The sequence below is a fragment of the Ruegeria sp. I3 genome (assembly GCF_056532525.1).
In genome coordinates, this window is the sequence record NZ_JBQFNI010000001.1 from 480,915 (window position 1) to 507,038 (window position 26,124).

Sequence of the window (26,124 nt, forward strand, 5' to 3'; positions counted from 1 at the left end):
TTTCCTGCCTCGGATTTGATGTTTATAGGGCCAAACGGGCAAGGACCAGTGCAATGACGATGTGGGTATTCGGATATGGATCGCTGCTGTGGAACCCGGGCTTTCCGGTGGCACGCAGCGAACGCGCTAAATTGCACGGATATGCGCGGTCGTTTTGCATGCGCTCTATCCACCATCGCGGCACGGAAGAAGACCCCGGTTTGGTATTGGCGCTGGACGAACAGCCAGACGCGCATTGCACTGGATTGGCGCTTGCTGTCGAGGCAGGTCACGAAGAGCGCACTTTGGCTGAATTGCGTGAGCGTGAGCTGATCTCGTCAGCCTATCTGGAGCGGATGCTGGACGTGCATCTGGACTGCGGGCAGATCGTAAATGCAGTGACTTACGTCATCGATGCTCACCACGTTCAGTATTGCGGCGGTCTTCCATTGGAAGAGCAGGCCCAGATCATCGCCCACGCGGTTGGCGGACGTGGGCCAAATACCGAATATCTATACAATACTGCCTCGCACTTGACCGAGATCGGACTGCACGACCCTGATCTTGAGTGGTTGTCGCAACGGGTGCGGACAATCAGCGCATAAACTCTTGGCGTCACGGGGCGAACTTCGATAGGTTCAGCCCAGAGCAGACAATACCAGGAGCCACGCGCATGGCGCAGGCACAACAGGGCGTGAGACCACATTTTTCACAACCGATCCGTCAGATTTTGATGATGCTGATCGCAATAGGGCTGTCAGGACTTGGCGTGTTCATGGCGTTGCCATATGTGCTGCCGGTTATTCAGGCCAATCTGTATCTTAACGGGTTCATTTTGCTGGTTTTTGTCATCGGTGTCGCTGCCTGTTTTCTGCAAGTCACACAGCTGATCGGATCGGTTCGTTGGATCGAAGCCTTTGCCGGAGGGGTCGAACGTGACGATGTGCGCCCGCCGCAACTGCTTGCCCCACTGGCGTCGTTGTTGAGGGAACGCGGGGCGCGGTCTCAGATCAGCTCTAGCTCTACCCGATCGATCCTCGATTCCGTCGCCGAACGGGTCGAAGAAGAGCGCGAGATCACCCGCTACATCACCAACGTTCTGATCTACCTTGGCCTACTGGGGACATTTTTTGGTTTGGCTACCACTGTCCCCGCCATCGTTGATACGATCCGCAGCCTGAACCCGCAGGAAGGTGAAGAAGGTCTGGCCGTCTTCAACCGTCTGATGACAGGATTGGAAGCGCAGCTGCAGGGCATGGGCGTTGCTTTTGGGTCGTCATTGCTGGGTCTGGCCGGATCCTTGATAGTCGGTTTGCTGGAACTATTCGCGGGCCATGGCCAGAACCGGTTCTATCGCGAATTGGAAGAATGGTTGTCCTCAATCACCCGCGTTGGCTTTGCTGCGGGCGATGAGGGCGGCGCGGAACTGGCCGTGCTGACCCCAGTACTGGATGCCATGTCCGAGCAGATGGATGCACTGCAGGACATGTTCTCGGCGCAAGAAGTTGATCGCACGAACGTCTCGACCAAACTGGGACATTTGGTCGATGTCATCGGGGAAATGAACCAGCGGCAGGCCCAGACCGAAGGCGTAACGGCTGCGCTTGAACGTGTGGCGCTGGGGCAGGACGCTTTGTTGGATCACATGCGCGAACATGGCGCGGGCGAGGGGATCGATGCGGAAAGCCGCATGCGCCTGCGGTCGATGGATGTTCAGTTGCTGCGTATACTCGAAGAAATCTCCGCTGGTCGTCAGGACAGCATGAACGAACTGCGCAAGGATTTTGAGTTACTGGTCAAAGCGTTGACCTTGCCACGGGGCGCCGTACGTACCCCCCCGGAAGGAGAGTAACCCATGGCGCTGTCCCGCCGCACAGGTCAACGATTTTCGGGCTCGGTCTGGCCCGGCTTCGTGGATGCGATGACGGGATTGTTGATGGTGCTGACCTTTGTGCTGACCATCTTCATGGTCGTGCAATTTGTGCTGCGCGAAACCATTTCAGGTCAAGAGGATGAACTGACTGCGCTGTCCGACGAAATCGCCGCTCTGGCCGGGGCGCTGGGGCTGGAAGAGCGGGAAAACAGCCGCCTTCAAGCGCGTCTTGGGAACTTGAATGCAACGCTTAATCAGGTCGAAGACGATCTGGCGCAGGCACAAACCCGCATAACCGACTTTGAAGCACAGGTCGCGGCTTTGCTGGCTGATCAGGCGCGTGCGCAGGGGGATATCGCCGCGCTAGAAACGCAACGCGATGAGTTGCTAAATGAACAAGATGCCTTGAATTTGGCACTTGCTCAAAGCAGACAAGAAATCGACGCACAGGCCGAAGCCGCCCGCCTTGCCGCGGCTCGACGCGAAGCACTTGAAGCTCTCGTCGCCGAACTTGAAACCAGCGAAGATACACAGGCAGCTCAGATATCCGAGCTAGAACAGCAACTGACCGAGGAAGAGGCCGCGCGTCTGGCCGAAGCCGCCGCTGCTGAGGCGTTGCGTGATCGATTGCAGAATGCAGATGCTGAACTGACAGCGATGACCTTGGCGCTGGAAGCGCAGCGAAAGGAAGCCGAGGATACCCTGACTTTGCTAGCTGCGGCACAGGCTGCCAAGGCAGAGCTTGAGCGTCAGTTCGGTGAGATCAATGCCGAAGAACTGAGGGAACAACTGCAGGCGGCACTGGATGCCCAAACCCAAGCACTAGCAAATGAAGCTGAACAAAGGTCGCTGGCCGAGGAGCGCGCGGCGCTGCTGGCGCTCGCCCGAGAGGCGCTTGCATCGGAACAGGAAATCTCGACCGAAGCGCAACGTCAGACCGCGCTGCTTAATCAGCAGATGGCAGCCCTGCGCAGCCAGTTGGGGTCGCTGCAGGCTTTGTTAGACGACTACGAAGAACGTAATACCGCCGCCGAGATCCAGATACAGACGCTGGGCCAGGATCTGAATGCCGCTCTAGCGCGCGCAGCCTCGGAAGAACGCCGTCGCCGACTGCTGGAAGAGGCTGAACGTATTCGGCTGGAAGCCGAGGCCGAGAAACTGGCGGGCCAAAATCAGGAACTAGCCGCACAGGCCGAGGATTTGCAGCGCTATCGCTCGGAATTCTTCGGGCGACTGCGCGATGTGCTGGGTGATCAGGATGGCGTGCGCATTGAGGGCGACCGCTTCGTGTTCTCGTCGGAGGTGCTGTTTGCCACCGGGTCCGCAAACCTGTCCGCGGAAGGCCGTCAGGAGGTTGCCAAAGTTGCCAATATCCTGCGAAGCGTTGCCGCCGAAATACCCGAAGGGCTGAACTGGGTCATCCGTGTCGATGGGCATACCGATAATGTGCCACTTGCAGGCAGCGGACGATATCGCGACAACTGGGAGCTCAGCCAGGGTCGTGCCCTTTCTGTGGTGCGCTACATGGTTGACGCACTGGGCATTCCACCTGATCGCTTGGCGGCAAACGGGTTCGGAGAATTCCAACCCGTTAATCCCGCCGACACACCCGAAGCGCGCGCCCAGAATCGTCGGATCGAGTTGAAGCTGACAGAGCGATAAGGCTGGTACGAACCACCTTGGATCACCTGCCAAACAAGAAAAACGCCCACCGAAAAGGCGGGCGTTTTTCGTTATAGAGGCTGTAGGTTAGTCCGCTGTCAAGAGCGGGGGCTTGTCGCCCGGAATGCGGGGCTGATCGGGGCCCAGGATTTCCAGATTCAGCTCGCCCTTCTTCATCGAGACACGGACCACGCCGCCTTTGGCCAGTTTGCCGAATAGCAGTTCCTCGGCCAGAGGTTTCTTGATGTGTTCCTGAATAACACGACCTAGAGGTCGCGCACCCATCTTGTCATCATAGCCCTTGTCGGCCAGCCATTCGGCGGCACGCGGTGTCAGATCGATGGTCACGCCACGATCCAGCAACTGTGCTTCCAGCTGCAGGACAAACTTCTCAACGACCTGCAAAATGACCTCTTTCGGTAGTGGTGCAAATGAGATCACAGCGTCCAGGCGGTTGCGGAACTCCGGCGTGAACATACGTTCGATCGCTGCGGTATCCTCACCTTCGCGCCGGTCGCGGCCAAAGCCGATGGCGGCTTTCGCCTGCTCCTGCGCACCTGCGTTCGATGTCATGATCAGGACCACGTTGCGGAAATTCACCGTCCGGCCATTGTGGTCGGTCAATTCGCCGTGATCCATCACCTGCAACAGGATATTGAATACGTCCGGGTGCGCTTTTTCGATCTCATCAAGCAACAAGACGCAATGTGGGTGCTGGTCGACACCGTCGGTCAGCAAACCACCCTGATCAAACCCGACATAACCCGGAGGCGCACCGATCAGACGGCTGACCGCGTGCTTCTCCATGTATTCCGACATGTCGAAACGCAGCAGTTCAACACCAAGCGTGTCAGCCAACTGTTTCGCCACCTCTGTTTTGCCAACACCGGTGGGGCCAGCGAACAGATAGTTGCCGATGGGTTTTTCGGGCTCACGCAGACCGGCGCGCGCCAGTTTGATCGCACTGGACAGCGCTTCGATCGCTTCATCTTGACCAAACACCACGCGTTTCAGAGAGGTTTCGAGATCTTTGAGAACCTCGGCATCATCCTTGGTGACGTTCTTGGGTGGGATACGCGCAATCTTGGCAACCACCGCCTCGATCTCTTTGACGCCGATGGTCTTGCGACGTTTGCTTTCGGCGAGCAGGTGCTGCGCTGCCCCGGCCTCATCGATCACGTCGATCGCCTTGTCGGGCAGTTTGCGGTCGTTGATATAGCGCGCCGACAATTCGACAGCTGTCTTGATCGCGTCGGCAGTATATTTGATCGAGTGATGCTCTTCGAAATATGGTTTCAGACCGCGCAGAATTTTGACACTGTCCTCGACCGACGGCTCGTTCACGTCGATTTTCTGGAATCGGCGGCTCAGCGCGCGGTCTTTTTCGAAATGCTGACGGAACTCTTTATACGTGGTCGAGCCCATGGTGCGCAGTTTGCCACCCTGAAGCGCTGGCTTCAGCAGGTTCGACGCATCCATCGCTCCGCCCGAGGTTGCACCCGCTCCGATCACAGTGTGAATCTCGTCGATGAAGAGAACTGCATCAGGGTGCTCTTCCAATTCGGTCACAACCGCTTTCAGACGCTCTTCGAAATCGCCGCGATAGCGAGTTCCCGCAAGCAGGGCACCCATATCGAGCGAGTAGATGGTGGTTTCCGACAACACGTCCGGGGCCTCGCCCGCAACGATCTTATGCGCCAGACCTTCGGCGATGGCGGTTTTGCCGACACCGGGGTCACCTACCAGCAACGGGTTGTTCTTGCGCCGGCGACACAGCACCTGAATACAGCGTTCAACCTCGTCCGAGCGTCCGATCAGCGGATCTACATCACCGGCGCGTGATTTGGCGTTCAGATCAACGCAATATTTGCCAAGCGCGCTTTCTTTCTGCTCAGCGTCACCAGAGGTCGTCTGAGCCTCTTCTTCGGCTTCATCAGCACCCGTTACAGGACGATTCTCTCCATAGGCCGGGTCTTTGGCCACACCATGTGCGATGAAGTTTACCGCGTCATAACGGGTCATGTCCTGCTCTTGCAGGAAATAGGCTGCGTTGCTTTCACGTTCGGCGAAGATGGCCACCAGTACATTGGCCCCGGTCACCTCTGTGCGGCCAGAGCTTTGAACGTGGATCGCGGCGCGCTGAATGACACGCTGGAAGGCTGCAGTCGGTACTGCTTCGGACCCGTCGATATCAGTGACGAGGTTTGACAGATCTTCGTCGATGAATTCGACCAAGGTGCTGCGTAACTCGTCCAGATCGACGCTGCACGCTTTCATGACGCGCACCGCATCGGGTTCTTCCAACAGCGCCAGCAGCAGATGCTCTAGCGTTGCGAATTCATGTCGCCGTTCATTCGCCGCCGCAAGGGCCGCGTGGATGGCTTGTTCAAGTGTGCTCGAGAATGAAGGCACGCGGGTGCTCCTCTGTATTGGGCCGGAAGGGGGCGGGCTGCAGGCCGGATCCCCATCCCAACCATGTCCTCATACTATTAGAGTTTGGTTGATCCCGCCCCGGCTTCAAGGGTTTTCTTTCACTTGACAGTCACATTTGTTGTGACCGTGGCCGTGATTGGGGCTTGAAACGGGTTAAAAGCTGTCTTTTTGGGCTCGAATTTCGGCGAATACGGACACGGGATCAGAGTTTTCCATGCCCAGATGGGCCTGAATCGCCGGATCAGTGGCCCTTAGAAACGGATTTGTCGCCTTTTCCAGGCCTAAAAGCGAAGGCACAGTAGGTTCTCCAGCAGCGCGGGCGCGATTAATATCGGCCACGCGGTCAAGCAAGGCTGGGTTGTCGGGATCGATGGTCAGGGCGAACTTGGCGTTTGCCTGCGTGTATTCGTGGCCTGAGCACACGATTGTTTCATCGGGCAGGGCCGCCAACTTGCTGAGAGAGGCCCACATTTGCGCAGGCGTGCCCTCGAACAATCGTCCACATCCCAGCGCCATCAGGCTGTCAGCGGTGAATACAACGCCAGTTTGGGGCATGTAGAATGCAATGTGCCCAATTGTATGACCGGACACATCAAGAACCTCGACCGGCTCACCGCCGATATAAAATGTGTCACCTTCAACCACCGCCTGATCGAGTTTTGGCAACCGATGCTCATCTGCTTTTGCGCCGATCACACGCGCGGGCTGTTTCGCTAGAATGCCGCTCAGCCCGTCCACATGATCCCAATGATGATGTGTCAACAACACATGGCTTAGCTGCCAGCCGCGCGAATCCAGTTCGGCCAGAATCGGAGCTGCCTCTGGCGCATCGATCAAGGCAGTCTCACCGCTGGCCGGATCATGGGCGAGAAAGGCGTAATTATCGCTGAGGCAAGGAATGGTAACGATCTCAAGAGGCATGGCCTTTTGCCCTTTCATTGCTAGACTGCGCCCAGCTAAGCCGATTGACCGGGTGTCCGCAATGCATCTTGATGTGCAGGATCTGAGGAATTTCTACTATCGCAGCACCCTGGGTCGCGCGGCCCAGGCAGCGATCCGTGGTCGGTTGGTGGATCTTTGGCCCGAAGCCAAGGGGCAAACTGTGGTCGGATTTGGTTTTGCCGTACCTTTATTGCGGCCTTACCTCAAAGATGCGCGCCGTGTGATTGGTCTTATGCCTGGTCCGCAGGGTGTAATGCCATGGCCTGCGGGGATGCCCAATGTTTCCGTTCTGACCGAAGAGACGATGTGGCCAATCGAAACTGGCCATGTGGATAAACTCGTGGTGATGCATGGTTTGGAAACTTCAAACCGACCCAGCCAATTGCTGGAAGAATGCTGGCGCGTTCTGGGGCCCGGAGGGCGTGTGCTATTTGTCGTACCGAACCGGGCCGGGCTTTGGTCGCGCTCAGACCGGACGCCGTTTGGCTTTGGGCAGCCCTATTCAACGACCCAATTGGAAAACCAATTGCGCGCGCACCACTTCGTCCCGGAAAACCATTGCTCGGCGCTTTACCTGCCGCCTTCGTTCCGTCGGTTCTGGCTAAAATCGGGCAGCCTGATCGAGAAGACTGGACAACGCATCCCAACCGTCATGGCCGGAGGCGTGCTTATGGTTGAGGCCAGTAAACTCATTCGCCCACCTAGCGGGAGCGTTACTAAAGACACAGCGAAGCGCCCGATCAAAGCGTTGGATGGTTTGTTAAAGCCTGCGTGACAGTCCGGCGCATTTTGAACGGAAAAAATGCGGGAAAAAGGTCACAGGAATCGCAAAAACCTGCATATTCGTAACATTTTTCAACTGCCCCAATCGGTCCAAAGGGTCGCAGTTGGGTTAAGTGTATGAAAAATAATAATTTGTGGATAAAACTGTTACCGCTATAGCGTATTGCTTGGTTGGAACACCTCTGCTACATCCCCGGTGATTTTGATCCCCGCCCTAAATGGACGGGGTTTCCTCACGCCCCAAGGTAGCGGCCGCTACTCAAAATCGGGGCCTCAAATATCGGAAGGGTGGACGTGTCCGAACCAGCTTCGATTTCCACTGGCATCGCCGAGCGCTATGCCACCGCGATCTTCGAGATCGCAAAAGAGAATAATGACCTTGCAGGTCTGGAAACCGGAATCAACGATCTGGCAGCAGCATTGGGTGACAGCGCTGAATTGCGCGACCTGATCGCATCGCCTTTGGTTTCGCGCGCCGAACAGGAAAGCGCAATCACCGCTGTTGCGGACAAGATGGGCCTGCATGCCATCCTGCGCAATACGCTGGGTCTGATGGCGCAGAAACGTCGTCTGTTCGTTGTACCGCAACTGGTGCAGGTTCTGCGCGACATGCTGGCTGACGAGCGTGGCGAGGTGACCGCCGATGTCGCCTCGGCCAAGGCGCTCACCAAGACCCAAATGGATAAACTGTCCAAGACGCTGTCCGAGCGTGTGGGCAAGACCGTGACAATCAATGCGACCGTTGATGAAAGCCTCATCGGCGGTCTTGTCGTTAAAGTGGGCTCGAAAATGATCGATAGCTCGATCCGTTCGAAGCTGAACTCCCTACAGAATGCAATGAAAGAGGTCGGATAAATGGGAATCCAAGCTGCAGAGATTTCTGCAATCCTGAAGGACCAGATCAAGAATTTTGGTCAGGAAGCCGAAGTGGCCGAGATCGGCCGCGTGCTGAGCGTCGGTGACGGGATTGCCCGTGTATACGGCCTGGACAATGTGCAAGCCGGTGAGATGGTCGAATTCCCCGGTGGCATCATGGGTATGGCGCTGAACCTGGAAAGCGACAACGTCGGTGTTGTTATCTTCGGTTCCGACCGTGACATCAAAGAAGGTGACACCGTTAAGCGCACCAACTCGATCGTGGACGTTCCGATCGGTGACGAGCTGCTGGGCCGCGTTGTAGACGGTCTGGGCAACCCGCTGGACGGCAAAGGCCCGATCAACGCGTCGAAGCGTGGCGTTGCAGACGTTAAGGCTCCGGGCATCATCCCACGTAAATCGGTGCACGAGCCGATGGCAACCGGCCTGAAATCGGTTGACGCGATGATCCCGATCGGCCGTGGCCAGCGGGAACTGATCATTGGTGACCGTCAGACCGGTAAAACCGCCGTTGCTCTGGACGCGATCCTGAACCAGAAAGTTTACAACGACGCAGCAGGCGACGACGAGTCGAAGAAGCTGTACTGCGTGTACGTTGCGATCGGTCAAAAGCGTTCGACCGTTGCTCAGCTGGTGAAGAAACTGGAAGAGTCCGGTGCGATCGACTACTCGATCGTTGTGGCGGCAACCGCGTCCGACCCGGCACCGATGCAGTTCCTTGCACCTTACGCCGCAACTGCGATGGCCGAATACTTCCGTGACAATGGCCGCCACGCGCTGATCATCTATGATGACCTGTCGAAGCAGGCTGTGTCCTATCGTCAGATGTCGCTGCTGCTGCGCCGTCCGCCCGGACGTGAAGCCTATCCTGGCGACGTTTTCTACCTCCACTCGCGTCTGTTGGAACGTTCGGCAAAGCTGAACGAAGACTTCGGTGCGGGCTCGCTGACTGCTCTGCCGGTTATCGAAACTCAAGGTGGTGACGTTTCGGCGTTTATTCCGACCAACGTGATCTCGATCACCGACGGCCAGATCTTCCTGGAAACCGAACTGTTCTACCAAGGCATCCGCCCTGCTGTGAACACCGGTCTGTCGGTTTCGCGTGTGGGCTCCTCGGCTCAGACCAACTCGATGAAGTCGGTTGCCGGTCCGGTTAAGCTGGAGCTGGCTCAGTACCGCGAAATGGCTGCCTTTGCGCAGTTTGGTTCTGACCTCGACGCCGCGACCCAGCAGCTGCTGAACCGTGGTGCGCGTCTGACCGAGCTGATGAAACAGCCGCAGTACTCGCCGCTGACCAACGCCGAAATCGTCTGCGTTATCTTCGCCGGTACCAACGGTTACCTCGACAAGATCGACGTGTCCGATGTTGGCCGATACGAAGCCGGCCTGCTGGCGCACCTGCGTGGCAAGCACGCGGATCTGCTTCAGTGGATCACGGACGAAGATCCCAAGATCAAGGGTGACGCTTCCGACAAGATCAAGGCTGCGCTGGACGAATACGCCGCAACCTTCGCTTAAGGGAGAGGCGGGCATATGCCAAATCTTAAGGACCTTAAAAACAGGATCGAGTCGGTCAAATCGACCCGCAAGATCACCAAGGCCATGCAGATGGTCGCGGCAGCAAAACTGCGCCGCGCCCAGGAATCTGCCGAAGCCTCGCGTCCCTATGCCGAGCGGTTCAATGCCGTGATGGCGGGACTGGCGGCTTCGGTCGGGGGCAGCGACAGCGCCCCCAAGCTGCTCCGTGGCACGGGCAGTGATGATGTCCATCTGCTGGTTGTCATGACAGCTGAACGCGGCCTGTGTGGCGGCTTCAACTCGAACATCGCCAAACTCGCTCGCCAAAAGGCGGACGAGTTGCGCGCCAAAGGCAAGACGGTCAAGGTTTTGACCGTCGGCAAAAAAGGCCGCGACGCGCTCAAGCGTGATTTTAGCGATCTGTTCGTTGGACATATCGACCTGAGCGAGGTCAAGCGTCTGGGGTATTCCAACGCGCAAGACATCGCCAAGGACGTCCTGTCTCGTTTCGACGGGGGTGAGTTCGACGTTGCCACGATCTTCTACTCGAAGTTCGTCAACGTTGTGACCCAGATCCCGACGGCACAGCAGGTCATCCCCGCCTCGTTCGAAGACGAAGCGACGGGTGACGACAGCGGTGCGGTATTCGACTACGAGCCCAGCGAAGAGGCCATCCTGGCCGACCTGCTGCCCAAGGGGGTTGCCACCGCGATCTTCTCGGCTCTGCTCGAAAACGGAGCGTCTGAACAGGGTGCACGGATGTCCGCAATGGACAACGCGACACGCAACGCGGGTGAGATGATCGACAAGCTGACGATCCAGTTCAACCGCTCGCGTCAGGCCGTGATCACCAACGAGCTGATTGAAATTATTTCCGGCGCCGAAGCGCTGTAGAGACATACCGGAGACGAAACATGGCGAATGCAAAAGGCAAAGTCACACAGATCATCGGGGCCGTCGTCGACGTGCACTTCGAAGATCAGCTGCCTGAAATTCTGAACGCGCTGGAAACCACCAACAACGGCAAGCGCCTGGTGTTGGAAGTTGCTCAGCACCTGGGTGAAAACACCGTCCGTACCATCGCGATGGACGCGACCGAGGGTCTGGTCCGCGGCGAAGCCGTGACCGACACTGGTGCACCGATCTCGGTTCCGGTTGGTAACGCCACTCTGGGCCGCATCCTGAACGTGGTTGGCGAGCCGATCGACGAAAAAGGCCCGGTTGAAGCAACCGAAGCCCGTGCGATCCACCAGCCCGCACCGACTTTTGACGAACAATCGACCGAGTCGGAAGTTCTGGTAACCGGCATCAAGGTTGTTGACCTGCTGGCCCCATACGCCAAAGGCGGTAAGATCGGCCTGTTCGGCGGCGCCGGCGTTGGTAAAACCGTTCTGATCATGGAACTGATCAACAACATCGCAAAAGTGCACTCGGGCTTCTCGGTGTTCGCGGGTGTTGGTGAACGGACGCGTGAAGGCAACGACCTGTACCACGAGATGATCGAATCGAACGTTATTAAACCGGACAACCTGTCGGAATCGCAGGTGGCCCTGGTTTACGGTCAGATGAACGAACCTCCGGGAGCACGTGCACGTGTCGCTCTGACCGGTCTGACCCTGGCCGAGCAGTTCCGCGACCAGTCCGGTACCGACGTTCTGTTCTTCGTCGACAACATCTTCCGCTTTACGCAGGCGGGCTCCGAGGTTTCGGCTCTACTGGGTCGTATTCCTTCAGCCGTGGGCTACCAGCCGACACTGGCCACCGACATGGGCGCCCTGCAGGAACGCATCACCTCGACCAAGTCGGGCTCGATCACCTCGGTTCAGGCGATCTACGTGCCTGCGGACGACCTTACCGACCCTGCGCCGGCAACCTCGTTTGCTCACTTGGATGCGACCACCGTTCTTAACCGTGCGATCTCGGAAAAGGGTATCTACCCTGCGGTTGACCCGCTCGACTCGACCTCGCGTCTGCTCGACCCGGCCATCGTTGGTGAAGAGCACTACAAGGTTGCGACCGACGTTCAGCAGATCCTTCAGCGCTACAAGTCGCTGCAGGACATCATCGCCATCCTCGGCATGGACGAACTGTCGGAAGAGGACAAACTGACCGTGGCCCGTGCCCGTAAGATCGAACGCTTCCTGTCGCAGCCGTTCGACGTGGCCGAAGTCTTCACCGGTTCGCCGGGCGTTCAGGTTCCTCTGGATGTGACCATCGAGTCGTTCAAAGCGGTTGTCGCTGGCGAATACGATCACCTGCCCGAAGCGGCCTTCCTGATGGTTGGCGGCATCGAAGAAGTGATCGCCAAAGCGGAGAAGATGGCCGCAGAAGCCGCCTAAGGAGTATCCCTGATGGCAAACACGATGCAATTCGACCTCGTTAGCCCCGAGCGGAGCCTTGCTTCGCTCGAGGCCACCGCGGTCCAGATTCCCGGCGCGGACGGGGATATGACGGCAATGCCCGATCATGCCCCCACTATCACCACGCTGCGCCCGGGCATCCTGAAGGTCGAAGCACCCGAAGGGGCCAGTGAATACCTGGTCACCGGCGGGTTTGCTCAGATCAATGGCGATGGCCTGTCGGTTCTGGCCGAAAAGGCCATTCCGGTTGCTGAAGTAACACGTTCGCATCTGGACGATCTGATCGCTGACGCCCGCGCCTCGCACGAGGCGGCCAAGGCCGGTGAAGATCAGACGATCGTCGACGATGCTGCAAAGTTGCTGGCTGACATGGAAGCCCTAGGAACGCATATGAGCCTGTAAGGGTTCATGACATTCTGATCACTTGGAACGGCCCCGTATCCGCGGGGCCGTTTTTTTGTCGTGATTTTGCCATTCGCTGAAGTTAAGCTGCAGGAATTGAACAATAAAAGACGATAGATGAAAAAGTTTCAAACCCATCCCATCGGCATTGATCAGGGCGAGGAGGTCTTGTTTTCCGATTTCGCCGATGGTGGCGTGATGTGGACTGGTGAGGGCCCGCGTGAGCGTCGCGTAAGCATCCGTTTTTCAGAAGTGTTCCGCTCTGAGCCAATCGTCCAGATAGGCGTGGTGCTTTGGGATGTGGATACGTCTTCCGCTTTACGGGCTGAAGTTCAGGCCGAAGATATAACGCCGGAAGGATTCAATGCGGTGTTTCGCACCTGGTCTGATACGCGTATCGCCAGAATTCGGGTGAATTGGACCGCAATTGGAGATGTTTCGCATGAAGACGATTGGGATATCTCGTGAAGCAGGCCTGTTCGTGAGATAAGATTGCGCACCTTCGCGCGTCGTCCCATAAAGAAGACTGTCCACCCCAAATAGCGGCTAACGCAACCGGAGGATCTTACAGGTGTTTGCACGAGATCATATCGAATACGAGGCCCTGGATCTTCCGGATCGTATGGACTTGTCTGATGAAGAAATGCTGGCCGAAGCGCGAGCGTTCTACAACAAGATGAAACGCCGCCATACCGTGCGTGACTATTCGGACCGGACCGTCGAGCGCACGGTCATCGAAGAGTGCATTCGCGCAGCCGGAACAGCGCCTTCAGGAGCCAATCATCAGCCCTGGCACTTTGTGGCAATCTCGAACCCTGAGATGAAGCGCCGTATTCGGGAAGAAGCGGAAGCTGAAGAGCGCAGGTTTTATGAAGGCGGTGCCGGAGATGAATGGCTGAAGGCGCTTGAACCAATCGGGACTAACGATCAGAAGCCGCATCTGGAAGACGCACCGTGGCTGATAGTGATTTTCGCCCAACGTTGGGGTCATTTCGATGATGGAGATCGGTTCAAAAACTACTACGTGCCTGAAAGCACGGGCATTGCCACGGGCTTTTTGTTGACTGCGCTGCACCATGCAGGGCTGGTTTCACTGACCCACACACCCAACCCGATGAAATTCCTGAATAAACTGCTAAACCGCCCTGATCATGAAAAGCCTATTATGATCGTAGCTGTAGGCCACCCGCAAGACGATGCGAAGGTGCCAAAAGTTGCAAAGATGAAAAAACCGTTGGAAGAAATCATGACGGTCGCCGAATAGGCAGGCCATCATGAATTCAGACGTTATCTATGGTAGTCAGCAGTTTTTTCGATCAATCCATATGATAAAGTGACTCGTAGATCGGCGTCAGTGTCTTATCTTCGAACAAAGATGACACGCTGGTGCCGTTCCAAATGTTCAGGATCGCCTGCGTAAAGATCGGCGCGGTGGGCACGATGCGGATATTGGCGGCCTTGTTGATCTCAGCCGTAGGCTGGATCGTGTCCGATAGGACCAGAGATTTCATCACCGAATTGGTCACACGTTCAACCGCCGGTCCACTCATGACACCGTGGGTGATGTAAGAGTGCACTTCCTTGGCGCCGTTATCCATCAGCACCTGGGCAGCTTTGCACAGAGTGCCAGCGGTATCGCAAATGTCATCGACAATCAGGCAGATTTTATCTTTCACGTCACCAATGACCGTCATCTCGGCCACTTCGCCTGCCTTTTCGCGGCGTTTGTCAACGATCGAAAGGGGCGCATTGATGCGTTTGGCCAATTCACGGGCACGTGCAACACCGCCGACATCCGGCGAGACCACCATCAGGTCGTCCATCTGATCCTTGAATTGTTTCTTCACATCCAGGGCAAAGATCGGAGAGGCATAAAGGTTGTCCACCGGCATGTCGAAAAAGCCCTGAATCTGGGCTGCGTGCAGATCCATGGTTAGAATCCGTTCGATACCCGCACCAGTCAGCATGTTTGCCACCAGCTTGGCGCTGATTGGTGTGCGCGCCTTGGTGCGGCGGTCCTGACGGGCGTACCCGAAATACGGAATGACAGCGGTGATCCGGGCTGCGGATGAACGGCGCAGCGCATCTGCGATGATCAGCAGCTCCATCAGATTGTCATTGGCGGGGTTCGAGGTTGGTTGAACGATAAACATATCCTCACCACGCACATTCTCGAAAACCTCGACGAAAATCTCTCCGTCGTTGAACCGTTCGACCCTTGCATCGACCAGCCCCTGGTCAACGCCGCGATGCAGGCTCATGCGACGTGCAATGGTTTCGGCAAGCGGAAGATTGGCGTTCCCAGCGATAAGCTTGGGTTCGTGAAGTGTCGGCATCGGCTGATTTTCCCCGGGCAGCAGTGGCAATGTGACAGATTCGTGATGTTGACACCGCTTAGCATGGGTCTACCGTCCCGCAAAGATAACGCAGCGGAGAAAGTGAACATGGCCCAGATTGACTACTTTTTTGCGACACTCTCGCCCTATTCCTATCTGGCGGGAATGCGCCTTGAAGAGATCGCGGAAAAACACGGTGCGACGATCAACTATAAACCATTGGATATTGTTGCCCTGTTTGGCCGGACAGGTGGAACGCCACCAAAAGATCGTCATATCTCTCGCATCGAATACCGCGCGCAGGAATTGGTGCGCCAAGCGCTCAATCTGAATATGCCGTTGAACCTGCAGCCTGCGCACTGGCCGACGAACATGGCACCGTCCTCTTACGCTGTGATCGCAGCAGTACAGGATGGATCAGGTGATGTGGGTAAACTTTGCCATTCCTTCTTGCGTGCCTGCTGGGCAGAAGAAAAGGACATCTCTGATGACGGCGTGATCCGGGATTGCCTGGAACAGGCAGGATTTAATCCAAATCTAGCTGATAGTGGCCTGTTGGTAGGTGCGGAAACCTACGCCGCAAATCTGGAAGAAGCCGTGGACCGGGGTGTTTTCGGGGCACCGTTTTACATCACACTGGACGATCAGAGGTTCTGGGGACAGGACCGTCTTGATGATCTGGACAAGCATCTGGCTGAGATGAAATAGCCGGGGCAGGGAGGCACGGCTACAAGAGGTTCAGAAACCGATCGATCTGCTCGGTTCCGATGGACCAGTCACAGACAAGGCGGCAGGCCAGCATCTCGTCTTCGTCCTCACCGTCCAACGTATCGCCCCACAAGTGATAGACGGCGCCGGCCTCGTGCAGGCGCTTGTGTTGGCTGCGGGGAAAGCTTGCGAAAATCATGTTTGCCTGGGGTTCATGCAGGAATTCTGCCCCGACTGCCCGCAGACCATCCGCCAATCGCGCGCAATTGGCATTCGCTTTGCGAGCTGATTTCAGCCACAGGTCATCCTGCAGATAAGCAGCCATCTGGGCAGACAGGTAACGGTGCTTGGAAAACAGGTGCGCCCCGCGCTTGCGCCGCAGCTCGAACTCCCAAGCTTTGCTTTCGTCGAAGAAGATTACGGCCTCGACACCCATCAGCCCGTTTTTGGTGCCGCCAAAGCTGACTGCGTCAACACCAGATTTCCACGTCATCTCTGCCGGTGAGCAATTCAAAGCGACCAGAGCGTTAGTGAAACGTGCACCATCCATATGCACCGGCAACCCATACTTCTTGGCAACGCCACACAAGGCTTGAAGTTCGGCAAGCGAGTAAACCGAGCCACGCTCGGTCACCTGAGTGATCGAGACAGGCCCGCGCTGCGGACCATGCACGCCGCGGGTTTCTTCCCCCTCAATGGACTTGGTCAACGCTTCGGGGGTTATCTTGTCGCCACCCGGCACCAGAGTCAGTTTCGCGCCGGTGTAGAATTCGGGGGCATTGCACTCATCTTCGTGGATATGAGCGACGGGTGAACAGAACACGGTTTCCCATGGCTTGCTCAGCGTTGCCAACGCCAGTGAATTCGCTGCCGTTCCCGTAGCGACCAGATAAACTGCCGCACCCGGTGCTTCGAAAATGCCGCGGATTTGGTCGCGCACTTCGTTCATCAAGGTGTCGGCGCCATAAGCCATCTGATAGCCCTGATTGGCTTCGGCCAATGCGGCCAGAACTTCGGGATGAACGGGCCCGGAATTATCAGAGGCAAAATGCATTAACTCGGCTCCTCGATGATGTAGTCTTCCCACTCTTCCATGGGCGTTTCGAATTCAGATACGGTTCGCCGCTGAACGGAAACGCCGGCGGTGTGAACGCTTTCAGGCTTACCTGATAGCAAAGGGTGCCAGTCGTAAAGCGGTTTGCCTTCCCAGAGCAGTCGATAGGCGCAAGTCTGGGGCAGCCAATAGGCATGGTTGTCGATGTTATCGGGTGTCATGACGATGCATTCGGGCACGAATTGGTGGCGGATATCATATTGGGTGCACCGGCAAGTTTCGTCATCCAGCAGGCGACAGGCAACACAGGTCAATGCGACCTCGCCCGTATCTTCGTCTTCCAGCTTGTTCAGACAGCATTTGCCGCAACCATCGCACAGGGCCTCCCACTCACGCTGGTTCATCTTGCGCAGCGGCTTGCGTTCCCAGAATCGGGGCGCGAGGCCAGCTCGATCGATTGGATCCGTAGTCATGTACTGGCCAGTATCTCTCGGGCGCGCGCGCAATCGGCATCCATCTGCGAGATCAACCCGTCAAGGCCGTCGAATGTCATTTCGGGCCGCAGATAGTCGACCAGACCAACGGACAGCGTGGCACCGTAAAGATCACCTGAGAAATTGAACAGAAATGTCTCGATGTTAGGAACCTCGCCTTGGAACATGGGCCGGGTCCCGACCGATGCCGCCCCGTGATAGCTGCCCTGATGCGGGCCATCCAGGACGTCGACCAAAACTGCATAAACGCCGAATCTTGGAGGGTGCAGTCCTTCGATCGACATATTGGCTGTCGGGTACCCCAACTCTCGTCCGCGTTGCTCGCCTCCGACGACCTCACCCTCAATCCGGTGCCAGTGCCCCAGCATTGTTGCCGCATCGCGCGGGCGCCCCTCTGACAGAGCTGTCCGGATCGCAGTCGACGAAACCACATTCTCGGTGCGCTCCAACAGGGGCGCGATTGTCACACCGAACCCCATCTCTTCGCCAAAGCGAACCAGGTCCTGAGGGTTACCGCTGCGCCCTTTGCCAAAACAAAAATCGGCACCCACGACAACATGAGAAAGCCCCAGACCATCGCATATGACATTTCTCGCAAAAGCTTCGGGCGTCATACCCGCGAGCGTTGAATTAAAAGGCAGTTCATAAAGCTTCTGCACGCCGAGTTTTTCCAGCCGGTGCGCGCGTGCATTGCCGCGCATCAGACGAAAGGGCGGTGCCTCTGGGGAAAAATACTCTCGTGGATGCGGCTCAAATGTCATGACCCCCAGCGGCGCGTTCAATTCAGCATTGCGCGCCAACTCGATGACGGATTGATGGCCAAGATGAACACCGTCAAAGTTCCCGATGGCGACACTTGCGCCTCGGTCTTCTGGTTCAACAAACTGGAAGTCCCGGATGATATGCATGCGGCTTGCCTAGCGGGACTGCCCGTCAGGTTCAAGCATCTGATTGTGGCGGTGCTTCAATACAGCAGTTTCGCCGGATTTCTGTTTCAGTGTGTTCCGTCAAGCAGGCGCGAATGCGCCAATCGGGAGCGTTCTCCGTCTCTGCAAGGCCCAGACCACCAATATGACGCCAATCGAGGCATAGCCATCGATTGCATAATGGAATCCGATATAGACCGAGCAGAATAATACGGCGAGCAGAAACGCGAAGCCGGGCAGAAACAGAAAGGCGCTACGTTCAGTCATGTAAAGGGCGATAACGGTTGCCATCCCGACATGAAGTGATGGAAATGCTGAAATCCCAGTTGCAAAATTCTGCGAGTTACTGATGTAGTCGTTCCAAAGCAAAGCTTGGACTTGCCCAAGAATGCTCTCGGAAATCCCTGTATCATTGAGTGCTCGTGTCAGGCCAGCGAAGCGACTGTCATCAAACAGCAAATCGTAGTAGACGGGCCCGACCGAACTGAATCCAAGCGCCAAAATGTTGCCAAGTAAAATCCAGCATACGCAGTACAATACCAGGTAACGATGGCTACGAGGCTTGTCGCCATCGGTGAGTGCGATAAGCACTGGCAGGAAGAATGCAGGCAAGGCCCACATTTTCACATAGACGACCTCGACCATAGCTGGCGTAATATTTGCGGATACGCGATGTGTGATTTCCCACGGATCAATCCCGAAGTGGAGGAATTTGTCGACGTCCGCGAGAAGAGGGTCGGCGTAAAAGGGAACCACGTAAGGGATGGATGTTTTTGTTATAGAAAATGCGGCACAGAACATCAGGCTACCGAAGAACGCATATGCCGTATTAGCGGCTTTGACCTTCCAGTTTTGTTGCCGACTAACATACAACAATATCAATAGTGGAATCCCGGCGAACTTTAGATAAAGCACAAACTTAACAACTCGGGCGAGCAGCTTGGTGGTTTCGTAGTTCAGTGCTATGCTGGCATTGTCACGGACAAGGAGTGCCAAGGCGATTGAGAAAACGGCGTAACAAAATGAAAATAAAAAGAAAATTCTCATAAATAGGTGCTCTGGCGCTAATGAACGGCCCAGAACTAGGAGCGCAATTCGGCGACAATGTGGCTAAAGTTTGGGCTTTTGTCGGTAAATTGTAAAATCTACGACTGGAGTGTGGCTGCTGGAAATGTCAGTCGAACTTGCGGCTCGGAGCCAGCACCATGGCCTCACCCACCAACACTTTCTTTCCGTCAACTGCGCAGTGGCAATCCAGTTTCACCCGACGTTTGGCAAAATCGATATCGATCACCTTGACCTCGGCATAAACCATGTCGCCCGGACGCACCGGCGCCAGAAATTTAAGCGATTGTCCCATGTACACGGTTCCATGTCCGGGCAGCTGCTCTCCGATCACGGCAGAGATCAGGCCGGCGGTCAGCATGCCATGCGCAATGCGCCCTTCGAAAATCGTATCGCGGGCATAGTCATCATCCAGATGAACCGGATTCCGGTCGGTCGATACTTGAGCGAACATCTCGATATCTTCATCGGTCACGACTTTGCGCAAGTGCCGTGACATGCCCATTTCGATGTCTTCGATGCAAATCGTTCCGCGCGGAAGGTTGTCCAACATGCTGCCCTCATTCGAGATCGAAAGAGCAACAAAAGACCATCATCTGCCGCTCGTCGGCAACTTTATTACTTCGCAGTTGCAGAAAATCAAGTCTTTTTTGCTATCTCAGGCGACCAATCGAATAGGTTGGATTGATCTGTTCCTTCTCGTTATGGGCTTTCAACGCGTCTTCGTCTGGATGATGTGATGTTTTGGTTTCTGCGGCTGCCAAACCGCCGGTGATGAAGAGGGTATCAATGCCTTCCCCCATGCCTCCAGCGATATCTGTTTGCGGCCCGTCCCCTATGGCAAGTATTTCAGAATCCGACACATCAACCCCAATCGCCTGCAACCTGCGCCGGGCCAGATCGTAGATCGGCGGGTGTGGCTTACCGAAATATAGGCTTTCACCACCCATCTCGGTATAAAGTCGGGCCAAAGCACCTGCGCACCATTCGCGCGTTTCGCCTCGGTCCACCACGATGTCCGGATTTGCGCAGAGCAGTTTCATCCCTTTCTGCTTGGCATAAAGAAAGTCGGGCCGGTTCACATCTGGGTCCGCCATCGGGTCGAACGGGCCGCAACACACGATGCCTTCGGCCGCGTCCAGCGGAACGCGTTCAATGTGGATCGGATGATCCAGCAGTTTCAGGGGTTCAAAAAAACCGGCATCCCGCTGCCATTCCCCCATGAAGTAGACTTTTTCGCCAATCGCCCCGCGAAACATCGCTGAACGCGCCGAATCACCGCTGGTTGCAATCGTGTCATAGGAATCTGCCGGCACATTGAAATGTAAAAGCTGCTCGGCAACCCCGGCCCGAGGCTTGGGGGAATTGGTTACAAGAACCACCGTGCCACCACGTTGACGATAAGCTTGCAGTGCCGCGACGGCCTCTGGGTAGGCAGTTATCCCATTATGAACGCAACCCCACAAATCAACAAACAGCGCTTTGTAGCGGTCAGAGATTTCAGCGAGTGAAGAAACGATCTGGGTCATGGCGCGCCTCGTGCAGCAGGGAATGCGAGATGTCAAAGCCTATGGCAGAGCGTGGCGCAATTGGCCAGAGGTGCAGCCCAGGCGGAGCGGCCGAAATCAACCCCCCTTGTTCATCTGGCCAAAAATATCTCGGAGCACGAGGCAGAGCCTCGCAAAAAAAAAGCGCCCGGTTTCGGGCGCCTTTGATGATCTAAATTCAAACCTTGAGGTTCGGAATGATCTGCTTTTTCCGGCTCATCACGCCGGGCAACACAACCGCGTCACCGTCCACGGTTGCGCCAAAGCTCTTCTCAGCGACGCTTTTCACCAGATCATTTGGAACCAATAGCGTCGCTTCTTCGTTCAAAATATCGACCACGAACAGCAACACCTGATCAACGCCGTCTTCCTTGGCCACATCAGCCATCGAGCTTACGATGCTGTCCTTGCGATCCAGCACGACACCGGGGGCAGTGGTTTCCAGAACCGAGACCCGGAACTTGGTGCCGTCGACTTCGTATTCTTTGCTGTCCATGCGGATCAGTTCGGCGTCCGAGAATGACGATACATCCGATTTTGCTGCAAACATGTCGGCGGCGTAGGCCGAGACATCCAGACCAAGTTCAGCCGCCAGTTTCTCAGCCACGGCGCGGTCGTGCGCGGTGGTTGTGGGTGAGCGGAATTCCAGTGTGTCCGACAGGATGCAGGTCAGCGCGGCACCTTTGATCGCGTCGGGCATCTTGGCGGCGTCGTCACCCATCAGGTCGACCATGATGGTTGCCGTGCAGGCCAGCGGGCGCACAGTGATGTCGATGGGGCCTTTGGTTTCAAGCCCGCCAACCAGTTTGTGGTGGTCGATTATGGCGCGGATATCGGCGCTGTTGATGCTGGCGGGCAGCTCGGCCGGATTGTTGGTGTCGACGATGACAACCGGTGCATCCTCGGCCACGTCCTCGATGATTTGCGGCTTGAGCAGGTCCCAACGCTCAAGCATAAAGGCGGCTTCGGTGTTGGGTTCGCCTAGCAAAACGGGCTGTGCCTGTTCACCTTTCACTTCGTTCAGATACCACGACCACAGGATTGGAGAGCCGGTGGAATCGGTGTCGGGAGATTTGTGGCCAAAAACTAGCGTTGTCATGTCTCGTGTCCTGAAGAATATGGATTTGCGCGCCTTATAGGGTGGTCAAACACGGTTGTCACCCGGAAGCAAACTTGCTGCGACCCTTGGTCTGAAAACCTAGAATTCAGCGCGTTCCAGTGTATATCCGGCTTGCTGTAGCTGGTTCAGTAAGCCGTAGTCGTTGCTCAGATGTCCGGCCCCGACAGCGATCACCGCGGTCTGATCCTTCAGGTCCAGAATCTTTTCCATCCAGTTGGCGTTGCGTTGCACCAGAAGCTGATCCTCGAACCCTTTCCATTCGGCGTTAAACTCTTCTGGTGTCATCCCTGAAGCTTCAAGTCCCTGAATTTTCGCAAGCTCAATGATCGCGGCGTGCTGCTCTTCGATATAGGCGTTCGCCATCGTGATCATTTGGTCGTCCCCGGCCTGCAGCGCCCCAGCGAGCCTGGTCAGTGAGGCCACTTGTTCCTCTAAAGAATGGCTGTCGAACATGGCGATCAGATCCTCGATCCGCTCCAGCGAATACTGGGGTATCCCGTGTTGTTCGGCCAGTTCCGTCAGGCGCGTGTCCATGCCGCGATCAAAGTCTGGGGTATTCATCAGGCAAGGCGGAATGCCCAACATCATGCTTAGAAACCAAGGGCGCATCTTGGCGGCCATCCAGGCGGGAATGCCACGCTCGGCCAGAGTCGCGGACAGCGCTGTCCAATCTTCTTCCGACATCAGGTCAATCAAAGTGGGGCCGGACGTAATCAGGACCGGGCTGAAATCATCGGCCAGATCTTTTTCGAACGCGTCCATTTCGTCCTGTGTGACCTCGAAGAAAAACGAGTCGGCCTGACTCAGAACTGGCTCCAAGCGCTCGACCACGGGTGCCATGCGGGGGTCGCTGGTGTGGAGGGTGCCGATCAGGTGCAAGACGGTCCCGTCTTTTGTCGCGATCCAGTGGTTGCCCTCCGGAAACGGAATGTCACTGATTGTCTTCTCGAGATCAGCTTGACTTTCGGCCGACAGGTCAAGCCTAAGATCTCTCCCTTCGCAGGCCGCATGGGCGGTAATCGGAAGCAAAAGGCCGAGACAAAAGCTGATCAAGCGCATATGGAACCTTCCGGAAATGGCGAATATGACCAAGACATACGCTTGCCTTCTTGCAAGGTGCAATGTGGTTTGTCTCCAAACCGTGGCTGGCAATCCGCGCGAAACTGCATAGCATGGCGTCATGAAGCTCGAGCAGGATCTCTATCCACCCATCAAAGCCTTGTTGGAACGTCAGGGATATACCGTGAAAGGTGAAGTTGGCGCCGCCGACATTGTTGCTCTGCGAGACGGGCAGGAGCCGGTGATCGTTGAACTCAAGCTTCGCTTCAGCCTCGCGCTGTTTCATCAAGCTATCACTCGTCTGAAAATAACCGATCAGGTCTACATTGGGGTCTGTAAACCAAAAGGCCGGGCAGCGAGACGGGCGTTGAAGGATAATCTGGCGTTGTGCCGTCGCCTGGGGTTGGGCTTGATCACCGTGCGCTCTGATGGGACGGTCGAGGTTCAATGCGATCCCGGCCCATATGCGCCGCGCAAGGATAAGGTCAGGGCCAAGCGTTTGCTGCGCGAGTTTGAACGGTTGCAAGGTGATCCCAATTCGGGTGGTGCAACCCGCCATGGGATCGTAACGGCCTATCGGCAAGATGCGCTAAAATGCGCGGCCCATCTGGCAGAGAACGGAGCGGGCAGGGGGGCTGATGTCGCAAAGGCCACTGGCGTAAGTGCGGCGACACGTTTGATGTACGACAATCATTACGGCTGGTTCGAAAAAGTGGAAAAGGGCGTCTACGCGCTGTCTGAGGCAGGGCAAGAAGGTCTGAAACACTGGGCGTACAGCTGGGATCAGCCGGATTAGGTGCCTTGATCCAGCCTGCCTATCGCGCCGGGCAAAAAAATCTTTCACATATTGTTGACTCGCTTCCTGCAACTCCCTAGCTATGCGTCGTTATCACTCATGAGACCCGAGTGCTAACGCCTCGTCAGTCGGCGAGGGGAGGATAACAAACTTTGAGCCCAAGGAGCTGCAAAGATGGCATTGAAACCGCTTCATGACCGTGTGCTGGTTCGTCGCGTAGAAAGCGAAGAGAAAACCGCAGGCGGACTGATCATTCCCGACAGCGCAAAAGAAAAGCCCAGCGAAGGCGAAGTCGTTGCAACCGGCGAAGGCGCGCGCAAGGACAGCGGCGAACTGATCGCGATGGCTGTAAAAGCTGGCGACAAGATCCTGTTCGGCAAATGGTCGGGCACCGAGGTTCAGGTCAACGGCGAAGAGCTGCTGATGATGAAAGAAAGCGACATCATGGGGATCATCGAGTAAGCGCACCTGCTTTCTCTGATCTTCATTTCAACAGATATTCTCAAGGAGAGACAACATGTCTGCAAAGGACGTCAAGTTTGACACCGATGCCCGTAACCGCATGCTGGCCGGTGTAAATGTTCTGGCCGATGCTGTTAAAGTGACCCTGGGCCCGAAAGGCCGCAACGTGGTTCTGGACAAATCCTTTGGCGCGCCGCGCATCACCAAAGACGGTGTTTCGGTTGCCAAGGAAATCGAACTGGAAGACAAGTTCGAAAACATGGGCGCGCAGATGGTGAAAGAAGTCGCCAGCCGCACCAATGACGAAGCCGGCGACGGCACCACCACTGCAACCGTTCTAGCCCAAGCCATCGTTCGCGAAGGTCTGAAGCAGGTTGCAGCGGGCCTGAACCCGATGGACCTGAAGCGCGGCATCGATCTGGCAACTGCCAAGGTTGTCGAAGGCATCAAAGACGCTTCGCGTGAAGTCAAAGACTCGGCAGAAGTTGCTCAGGTTGGCACCATCTCGGCCAACGGCGAAGCCGAAATCGGCCAGCAGATCGCAGACGCGATGCAGAAAGTTGGCAACGAAGGCGTTATCACCGTCGAAGAAAACAAAGGTCTGGAAACCGAGACCGATGTTGTCGAAGGTATGCAGTTCGACCGTGGCTACCTGTCGCCCTACTTCGTCACCAACGCAGACAAGATGATCGCAGAACTCGACGACTGCATGATCCTGCTGCACGAAAAGAAACTGTCCTCGCTGCAGCCGATGGTTCCGCTGCTCGAGCAGGTGATCCAGTCGCAGAAGCCGCTGCTGATCATCGCGGAAGACGTTGAAGGCGAAGCGCTGGCAACTCTGGTTGTCAACAAACTGCGCGGCGGCCTGAAAATTGCTGCTGTCAAAGCACCGGGCTTCGGCGATCGCCGCAAAGCCATGCTGCAGGACATCGCGATCCTGACCGGTGGTCAGGTCATCAGCGAAGATCTGGGCATGAAGCTCGAGTCCGTCACCATGGACATGCTGGGCACCGCCAAGAAGATCGAGATCACCAAAGACGAAACCACCATCGTCGACGGTGCTGGCGAGAAAGCCGAGATCGAAGCACGTGTTGCTCAGATCCGCACTCAGATCGAAGAAACCTCGTCGGATTACGACCGTGAGAAGCTGCAAGAGCGCGTTGCCAAACTGGCAGGCGGTGTTGCCGTTATCCGCGTTGGCGGCATGACCGAAGTTGAAGTGAAAGAGCGTAAGGACCGTGTGGACGATGCTCTGAACGCAACCCGCGCTGCTGTACAAGAAGGCGTTGTTGTGGGCGGTGGTGTTGCTCTGGTTCAGGCCGGTAAAGCACTGGAAACTCTGGAAGGTGCAAACGCTGACCAGAACGCAGGTATCAACATCGTTCGTAAGGCAATCGAAGCGCCTCTGCGTCAGATCGCCGAGAACGCAGGTGTCGACGGTGCGGTTGTTGCTGGCAAAGTTCGCGAAAGCGACGACGCAGCATTCGGCTTCAACGCCCAGACCGAAGAATATGGCGACATGTTCTCGTTCGGTGTGATCGACCCGGCCAAAGTTGTACGTACCGCTCTGGAAGATGCGGCATCGGTTGCTGGCCTGCTGGTCACCACCGAAGCAATGGTTGCCGACAAGCCCGCCAAAGAAGGCGCGGCACCTGCCGGCGGCATGCCCGACATGGGCGGCATGGGCGGCATGATGTAAGCTGCTTAAGCCTTAGTGCTTAATAGCGGG

26 protein-coding genes are annotated in these 26,124 nt (G+C 56.4%); 15 read left to right on the forward strand and 11 right to left on the reverse strand.

Translation table 11 applies throughout. From position 1 onward, the window contains the following. The first annotated feature begins 53 nt into the window (after positions 1-53). The 3 genes from ACR0L9_RS02520 to ACR0L9_RS02530 all read left to right on the forward strand — a co-directional run bounded on the left by ACR0L9_RS02520 (position 54) and on the right by ACR0L9_RS02530 (position 3,514). Positions 54-584, forward strand: a complete 531-nt coding sequence (locus tag ACR0L9_RS02520) for a gamma-glutamylcyclotransferase (RefSeq protein WP_170392457.1) — start codon at positions 54-56, stop codon at positions 582-584. Positions 585-652: 68 nt separating this feature from the next. After that, entirely contained in the window at positions 653-1,831 is a 1,179-nt protein-coding gene (locus tag ACR0L9_RS02525; RefSeq protein ID WP_170392455.1) for a biopolymer transporter ExbB, read from the forward strand. A gap of 3 nt (positions 1,832-1,834) precedes the next feature. Further along, a complete protein-coding gene (locus ACR0L9_RS02530; RefSeq protein WP_480894634.1) occupies positions 1,835-3,514 on the forward strand; it encodes a peptidoglycan -binding protein in 1,680 nt (559 codons plus the stop codon). An 87-nt stretch (positions 3,515-3,601) separates the two neighbouring features. Here the strand turns inward: ACR0L9_RS02530 and clpA are convergent, their stop codons facing one another. Together clpA and gloB are read right to left on the reverse strand one after the other, a co-directional pair. Further along, positions 3,602-5,926, reverse strand: coding sequence for an ATP-dependent Clp protease ATP-binding subunit ClpA (gene clpA, locus ACR0L9_RS02535; protein ID WP_170401887.1), 2,325 nt, complete (start codon positions 5,924-5,926; stop codon positions 3,602-3,604). Positions 5,927-6,100: 174 nt separating this feature from the next. Next, positions 6,101-6,868, reverse strand: coding sequence for a hydroxyacylglutathione hydrolase (gloB, locus tag ACR0L9_RS02540; RefSeq protein ID WP_480459604.1), 768 nt, complete (start codon positions 6,866-6,868; stop codon positions 6,101-6,103). 61 nt (positions 6,869-6,929) lie between these two features. On the opposite strand from gloB, the gene ACR0L9_RS02545 reads away from it, so the two are divergent. The 8 genes from ACR0L9_RS02545 to ACR0L9_RS02580 all read left to right on the forward strand — a co-directional run bounded on the left by ACR0L9_RS02545 (position 6,930) and on the right by ACR0L9_RS02580 (position 14,092). Then, entirely contained in the window at positions 6,930-7,664 is a 735-nt protein-coding gene (locus tag ACR0L9_RS02545; RefSeq protein ID WP_170401881.1) for a methyltransferase domain-containing protein, read from the forward strand. Positions 7,665-7,966: 302 nt separating this feature from the next. Next, on the forward strand, positions 7,967-8,527 hold the full coding sequence (locus tag ACR0L9_RS02550) for a F0F1 ATP synthase subunit delta (RefSeq protein ID WP_170392445.1): 561 nt from the start codon (positions 7,967-7,969) through the stop codon (positions 8,525-8,527). Beyond that, the gene (atpA, locus tag ACR0L9_RS02555) at positions 8,528-10,066 is read left to right on the forward strand and encodes a F0F1 ATP synthase subunit alpha (RefSeq protein WP_480894636.1); all 1,539 of its coding nucleotides are present in this window, start codon (positions 8,528-8,530) and stop codon (positions 10,064-10,066) included. A 15-nt stretch (positions 10,067-10,081) separates the two neighbouring features. Continuing rightward, a complete protein-coding gene (locus ACR0L9_RS02560) occupies positions 10,082-10,960 on the forward strand; it encodes a F0F1 ATP synthase subunit gamma (protein WP_170392441.1) in 879 nt (292 codons plus the stop codon). 20 nt (positions 10,961-10,980) lie between these two features. Then, positions 10,981-12,405 (forward strand): F0F1 ATP synthase subunit beta, encoded by a 1,425-nt coding sequence (gene atpD, locus ACR0L9_RS02565; protein ID WP_480894638.1) that lies wholly within the window; start codon positions 10,981-10,983, stop codon positions 12,403-12,405. 12 nt (positions 12,406-12,417) lie between these two features. Beyond that, the gene (locus tag ACR0L9_RS02570; protein ID WP_480614979.1) at positions 12,418-12,828 is read left to right on the forward strand and encodes a F0F1 ATP synthase subunit epsilon; all 411 of its coding nucleotides are present in this window, start codon (positions 12,418-12,420) and stop codon (positions 12,826-12,828) included. A 117-nt stretch (positions 12,829-12,945) separates the two neighbouring features. Then, on the forward strand, positions 12,946-13,296 hold the full coding sequence (locus tag ACR0L9_RS02575; protein WP_480614977.1) for an H-type lectin domain-containing protein: 351 nt from the start codon (positions 12,946-12,948) through the stop codon (positions 13,294-13,296). Positions 13,297-13,399: 103 nt separating this feature from the next. Next, the gene (locus tag ACR0L9_RS02580) at positions 13,400-14,092 is read left to right on the forward strand and encodes a nitroreductase family protein (RefSeq protein ID WP_480894640.1); all 693 of its coding nucleotides are present in this window, start codon (positions 13,400-13,402) and stop codon (positions 14,090-14,092) included. A 52-nt stretch (positions 14,093-14,144) separates the two neighbouring features. On the opposite strand, the gene ACR0L9_RS02585 is transcribed toward ACR0L9_RS02580, so the two are convergent. Further along, a complete protein-coding gene (locus ACR0L9_RS02585; protein ID WP_170392433.1) occupies positions 14,145-15,164 on the reverse strand; it encodes a ribose-phosphate pyrophosphokinase in 1,020 nt (339 codons plus the stop codon). A gap of 108 nt (positions 15,165-15,272) precedes the next feature. Between ACR0L9_RS02585 and ACR0L9_RS02590 the strand changes: the two genes are divergently transcribed. Next, the gene (locus ACR0L9_RS02590) at positions 15,273-15,872 is read left to right on the forward strand and encodes a DsbA family protein (protein ID WP_480894642.1); all 600 of its coding nucleotides are present in this window, start codon (positions 15,273-15,275) and stop codon (positions 15,870-15,872) included. Positions 15,873-15,891: 19 nt separating this feature from the next. On the opposite strand, the gene ACR0L9_RS02595 is transcribed toward ACR0L9_RS02590, so the two are convergent. The 8 genes from ACR0L9_RS02595 to ACR0L9_RS02630 all read right to left on the reverse strand — a co-directional run bounded on the left by ACR0L9_RS02595 (position 15,892) and on the right by ACR0L9_RS02630 (position 23,137). After that, entirely contained in the window at positions 15,892-16,926 is a 1,035-nt protein-coding gene (locus ACR0L9_RS02595) for a threonine aldolase family protein (RefSeq protein WP_480894644.1), read from the reverse strand. Continuing rightward, positions 16,926-17,399, reverse strand: coding sequence for a YcgN family cysteine cluster protein (locus ACR0L9_RS02600; protein WP_480894646.1), 474 nt, complete (start codon positions 17,397-17,399; stop codon positions 16,926-16,928). The genes ACR0L9_RS02595 and ACR0L9_RS02600 overlap by 1 nt, the downstream gene beginning before the upstream one ends. Next, on the reverse strand, positions 17,396-18,328 hold the full coding sequence (locus ACR0L9_RS02605) for a bifunctional riboflavin kinase/FAD synthetase (protein ID WP_170392424.1): 933 nt from the start codon (positions 18,326-18,328) through the stop codon (positions 17,396-17,398). The genes ACR0L9_RS02600 and ACR0L9_RS02605 overlap by 4 nt, the downstream gene beginning before the upstream one ends. A gap of 99 nt (positions 18,329-18,427) precedes the next feature. Further along, positions 18,428-19,393, reverse strand: a complete 966-nt coding sequence (locus ACR0L9_RS02610; RefSeq protein ID WP_480567363.1) for a phosphatase PAP2 family protein — start codon at positions 19,391-19,393, stop codon at positions 18,428-18,430. Positions 19,394-19,520: 127 nt separating this feature from the next. Beyond that, on the reverse strand, positions 19,521-19,964 hold the full coding sequence (locus tag ACR0L9_RS02615) for a MaoC family dehydratase (RefSeq protein ID WP_074736482.1): 444 nt from the start codon (positions 19,962-19,964) through the stop codon (positions 19,521-19,523). 100 nt (positions 19,965-20,064) lie between these two features. After that, positions 20,065-20,940, reverse strand: coding sequence for a TIGR01459 family HAD-type hydrolase (locus ACR0L9_RS02620; RefSeq protein WP_170392423.1), 876 nt, complete (start codon positions 20,938-20,940; stop codon positions 20,065-20,067). A 196-nt stretch (positions 20,941-21,136) separates the two neighbouring features. Continuing rightward, on the reverse strand, positions 21,137-22,057 hold the full coding sequence (locus ACR0L9_RS02625; RefSeq protein ID WP_170735587.1) for a manganese-dependent inorganic pyrophosphatase: 921 nt from the start codon (positions 22,055-22,057) through the stop codon (positions 21,137-21,139). 99 nt (positions 22,058-22,156) lie between these two features. Further along, positions 22,157-23,137 carry a TraB/GumN family protein gene (locus tag ACR0L9_RS02630; RefSeq protein ID WP_480894649.1) on the reverse strand — a complete coding sequence of 327 codons (981 nt, stop codon included), beginning with the start codon at positions 23,135-23,137 and terminating at the stop codon, positions 22,157-22,159. Between the two features lie 121 nt (positions 23,138-23,258). On the opposite strand from ACR0L9_RS02630, the gene ACR0L9_RS02635 reads away from it, so the two are divergent. The 3 genes from ACR0L9_RS02635 to groL all read left to right on the forward strand — a co-directional run bounded on the left by ACR0L9_RS02635 (position 23,259) and on the right by groL (position 26,094). Continuing rightward, positions 23,259-23,933 carry a DUF2161 domain-containing phosphodiesterase gene (locus tag ACR0L9_RS02635; RefSeq protein ID WP_480894651.1) on the forward strand — a complete coding sequence of 225 codons (675 nt, stop codon included), beginning with the start codon at positions 23,259-23,261 and terminating at the stop codon, positions 23,931-23,933. Positions 23,934-24,107: 174 nt separating this feature from the next. Next, positions 24,108-24,395, forward strand: a complete 288-nt coding sequence (gene groES, locus ACR0L9_RS02640) for a co-chaperone GroES (RefSeq protein WP_010441779.1) — start codon at positions 24,108-24,110, stop codon at positions 24,393-24,395. Between the two features lie 55 nt (positions 24,396-24,450). Further along, entirely contained in the window at positions 24,451-26,094 is a 1,644-nt protein-coding gene (groL, locus tag ACR0L9_RS02645) for a chaperonin GroEL (protein ID WP_170392413.1), read from the forward strand. Positions 26,095-26,124: the final 30 nt, after the last annotated feature.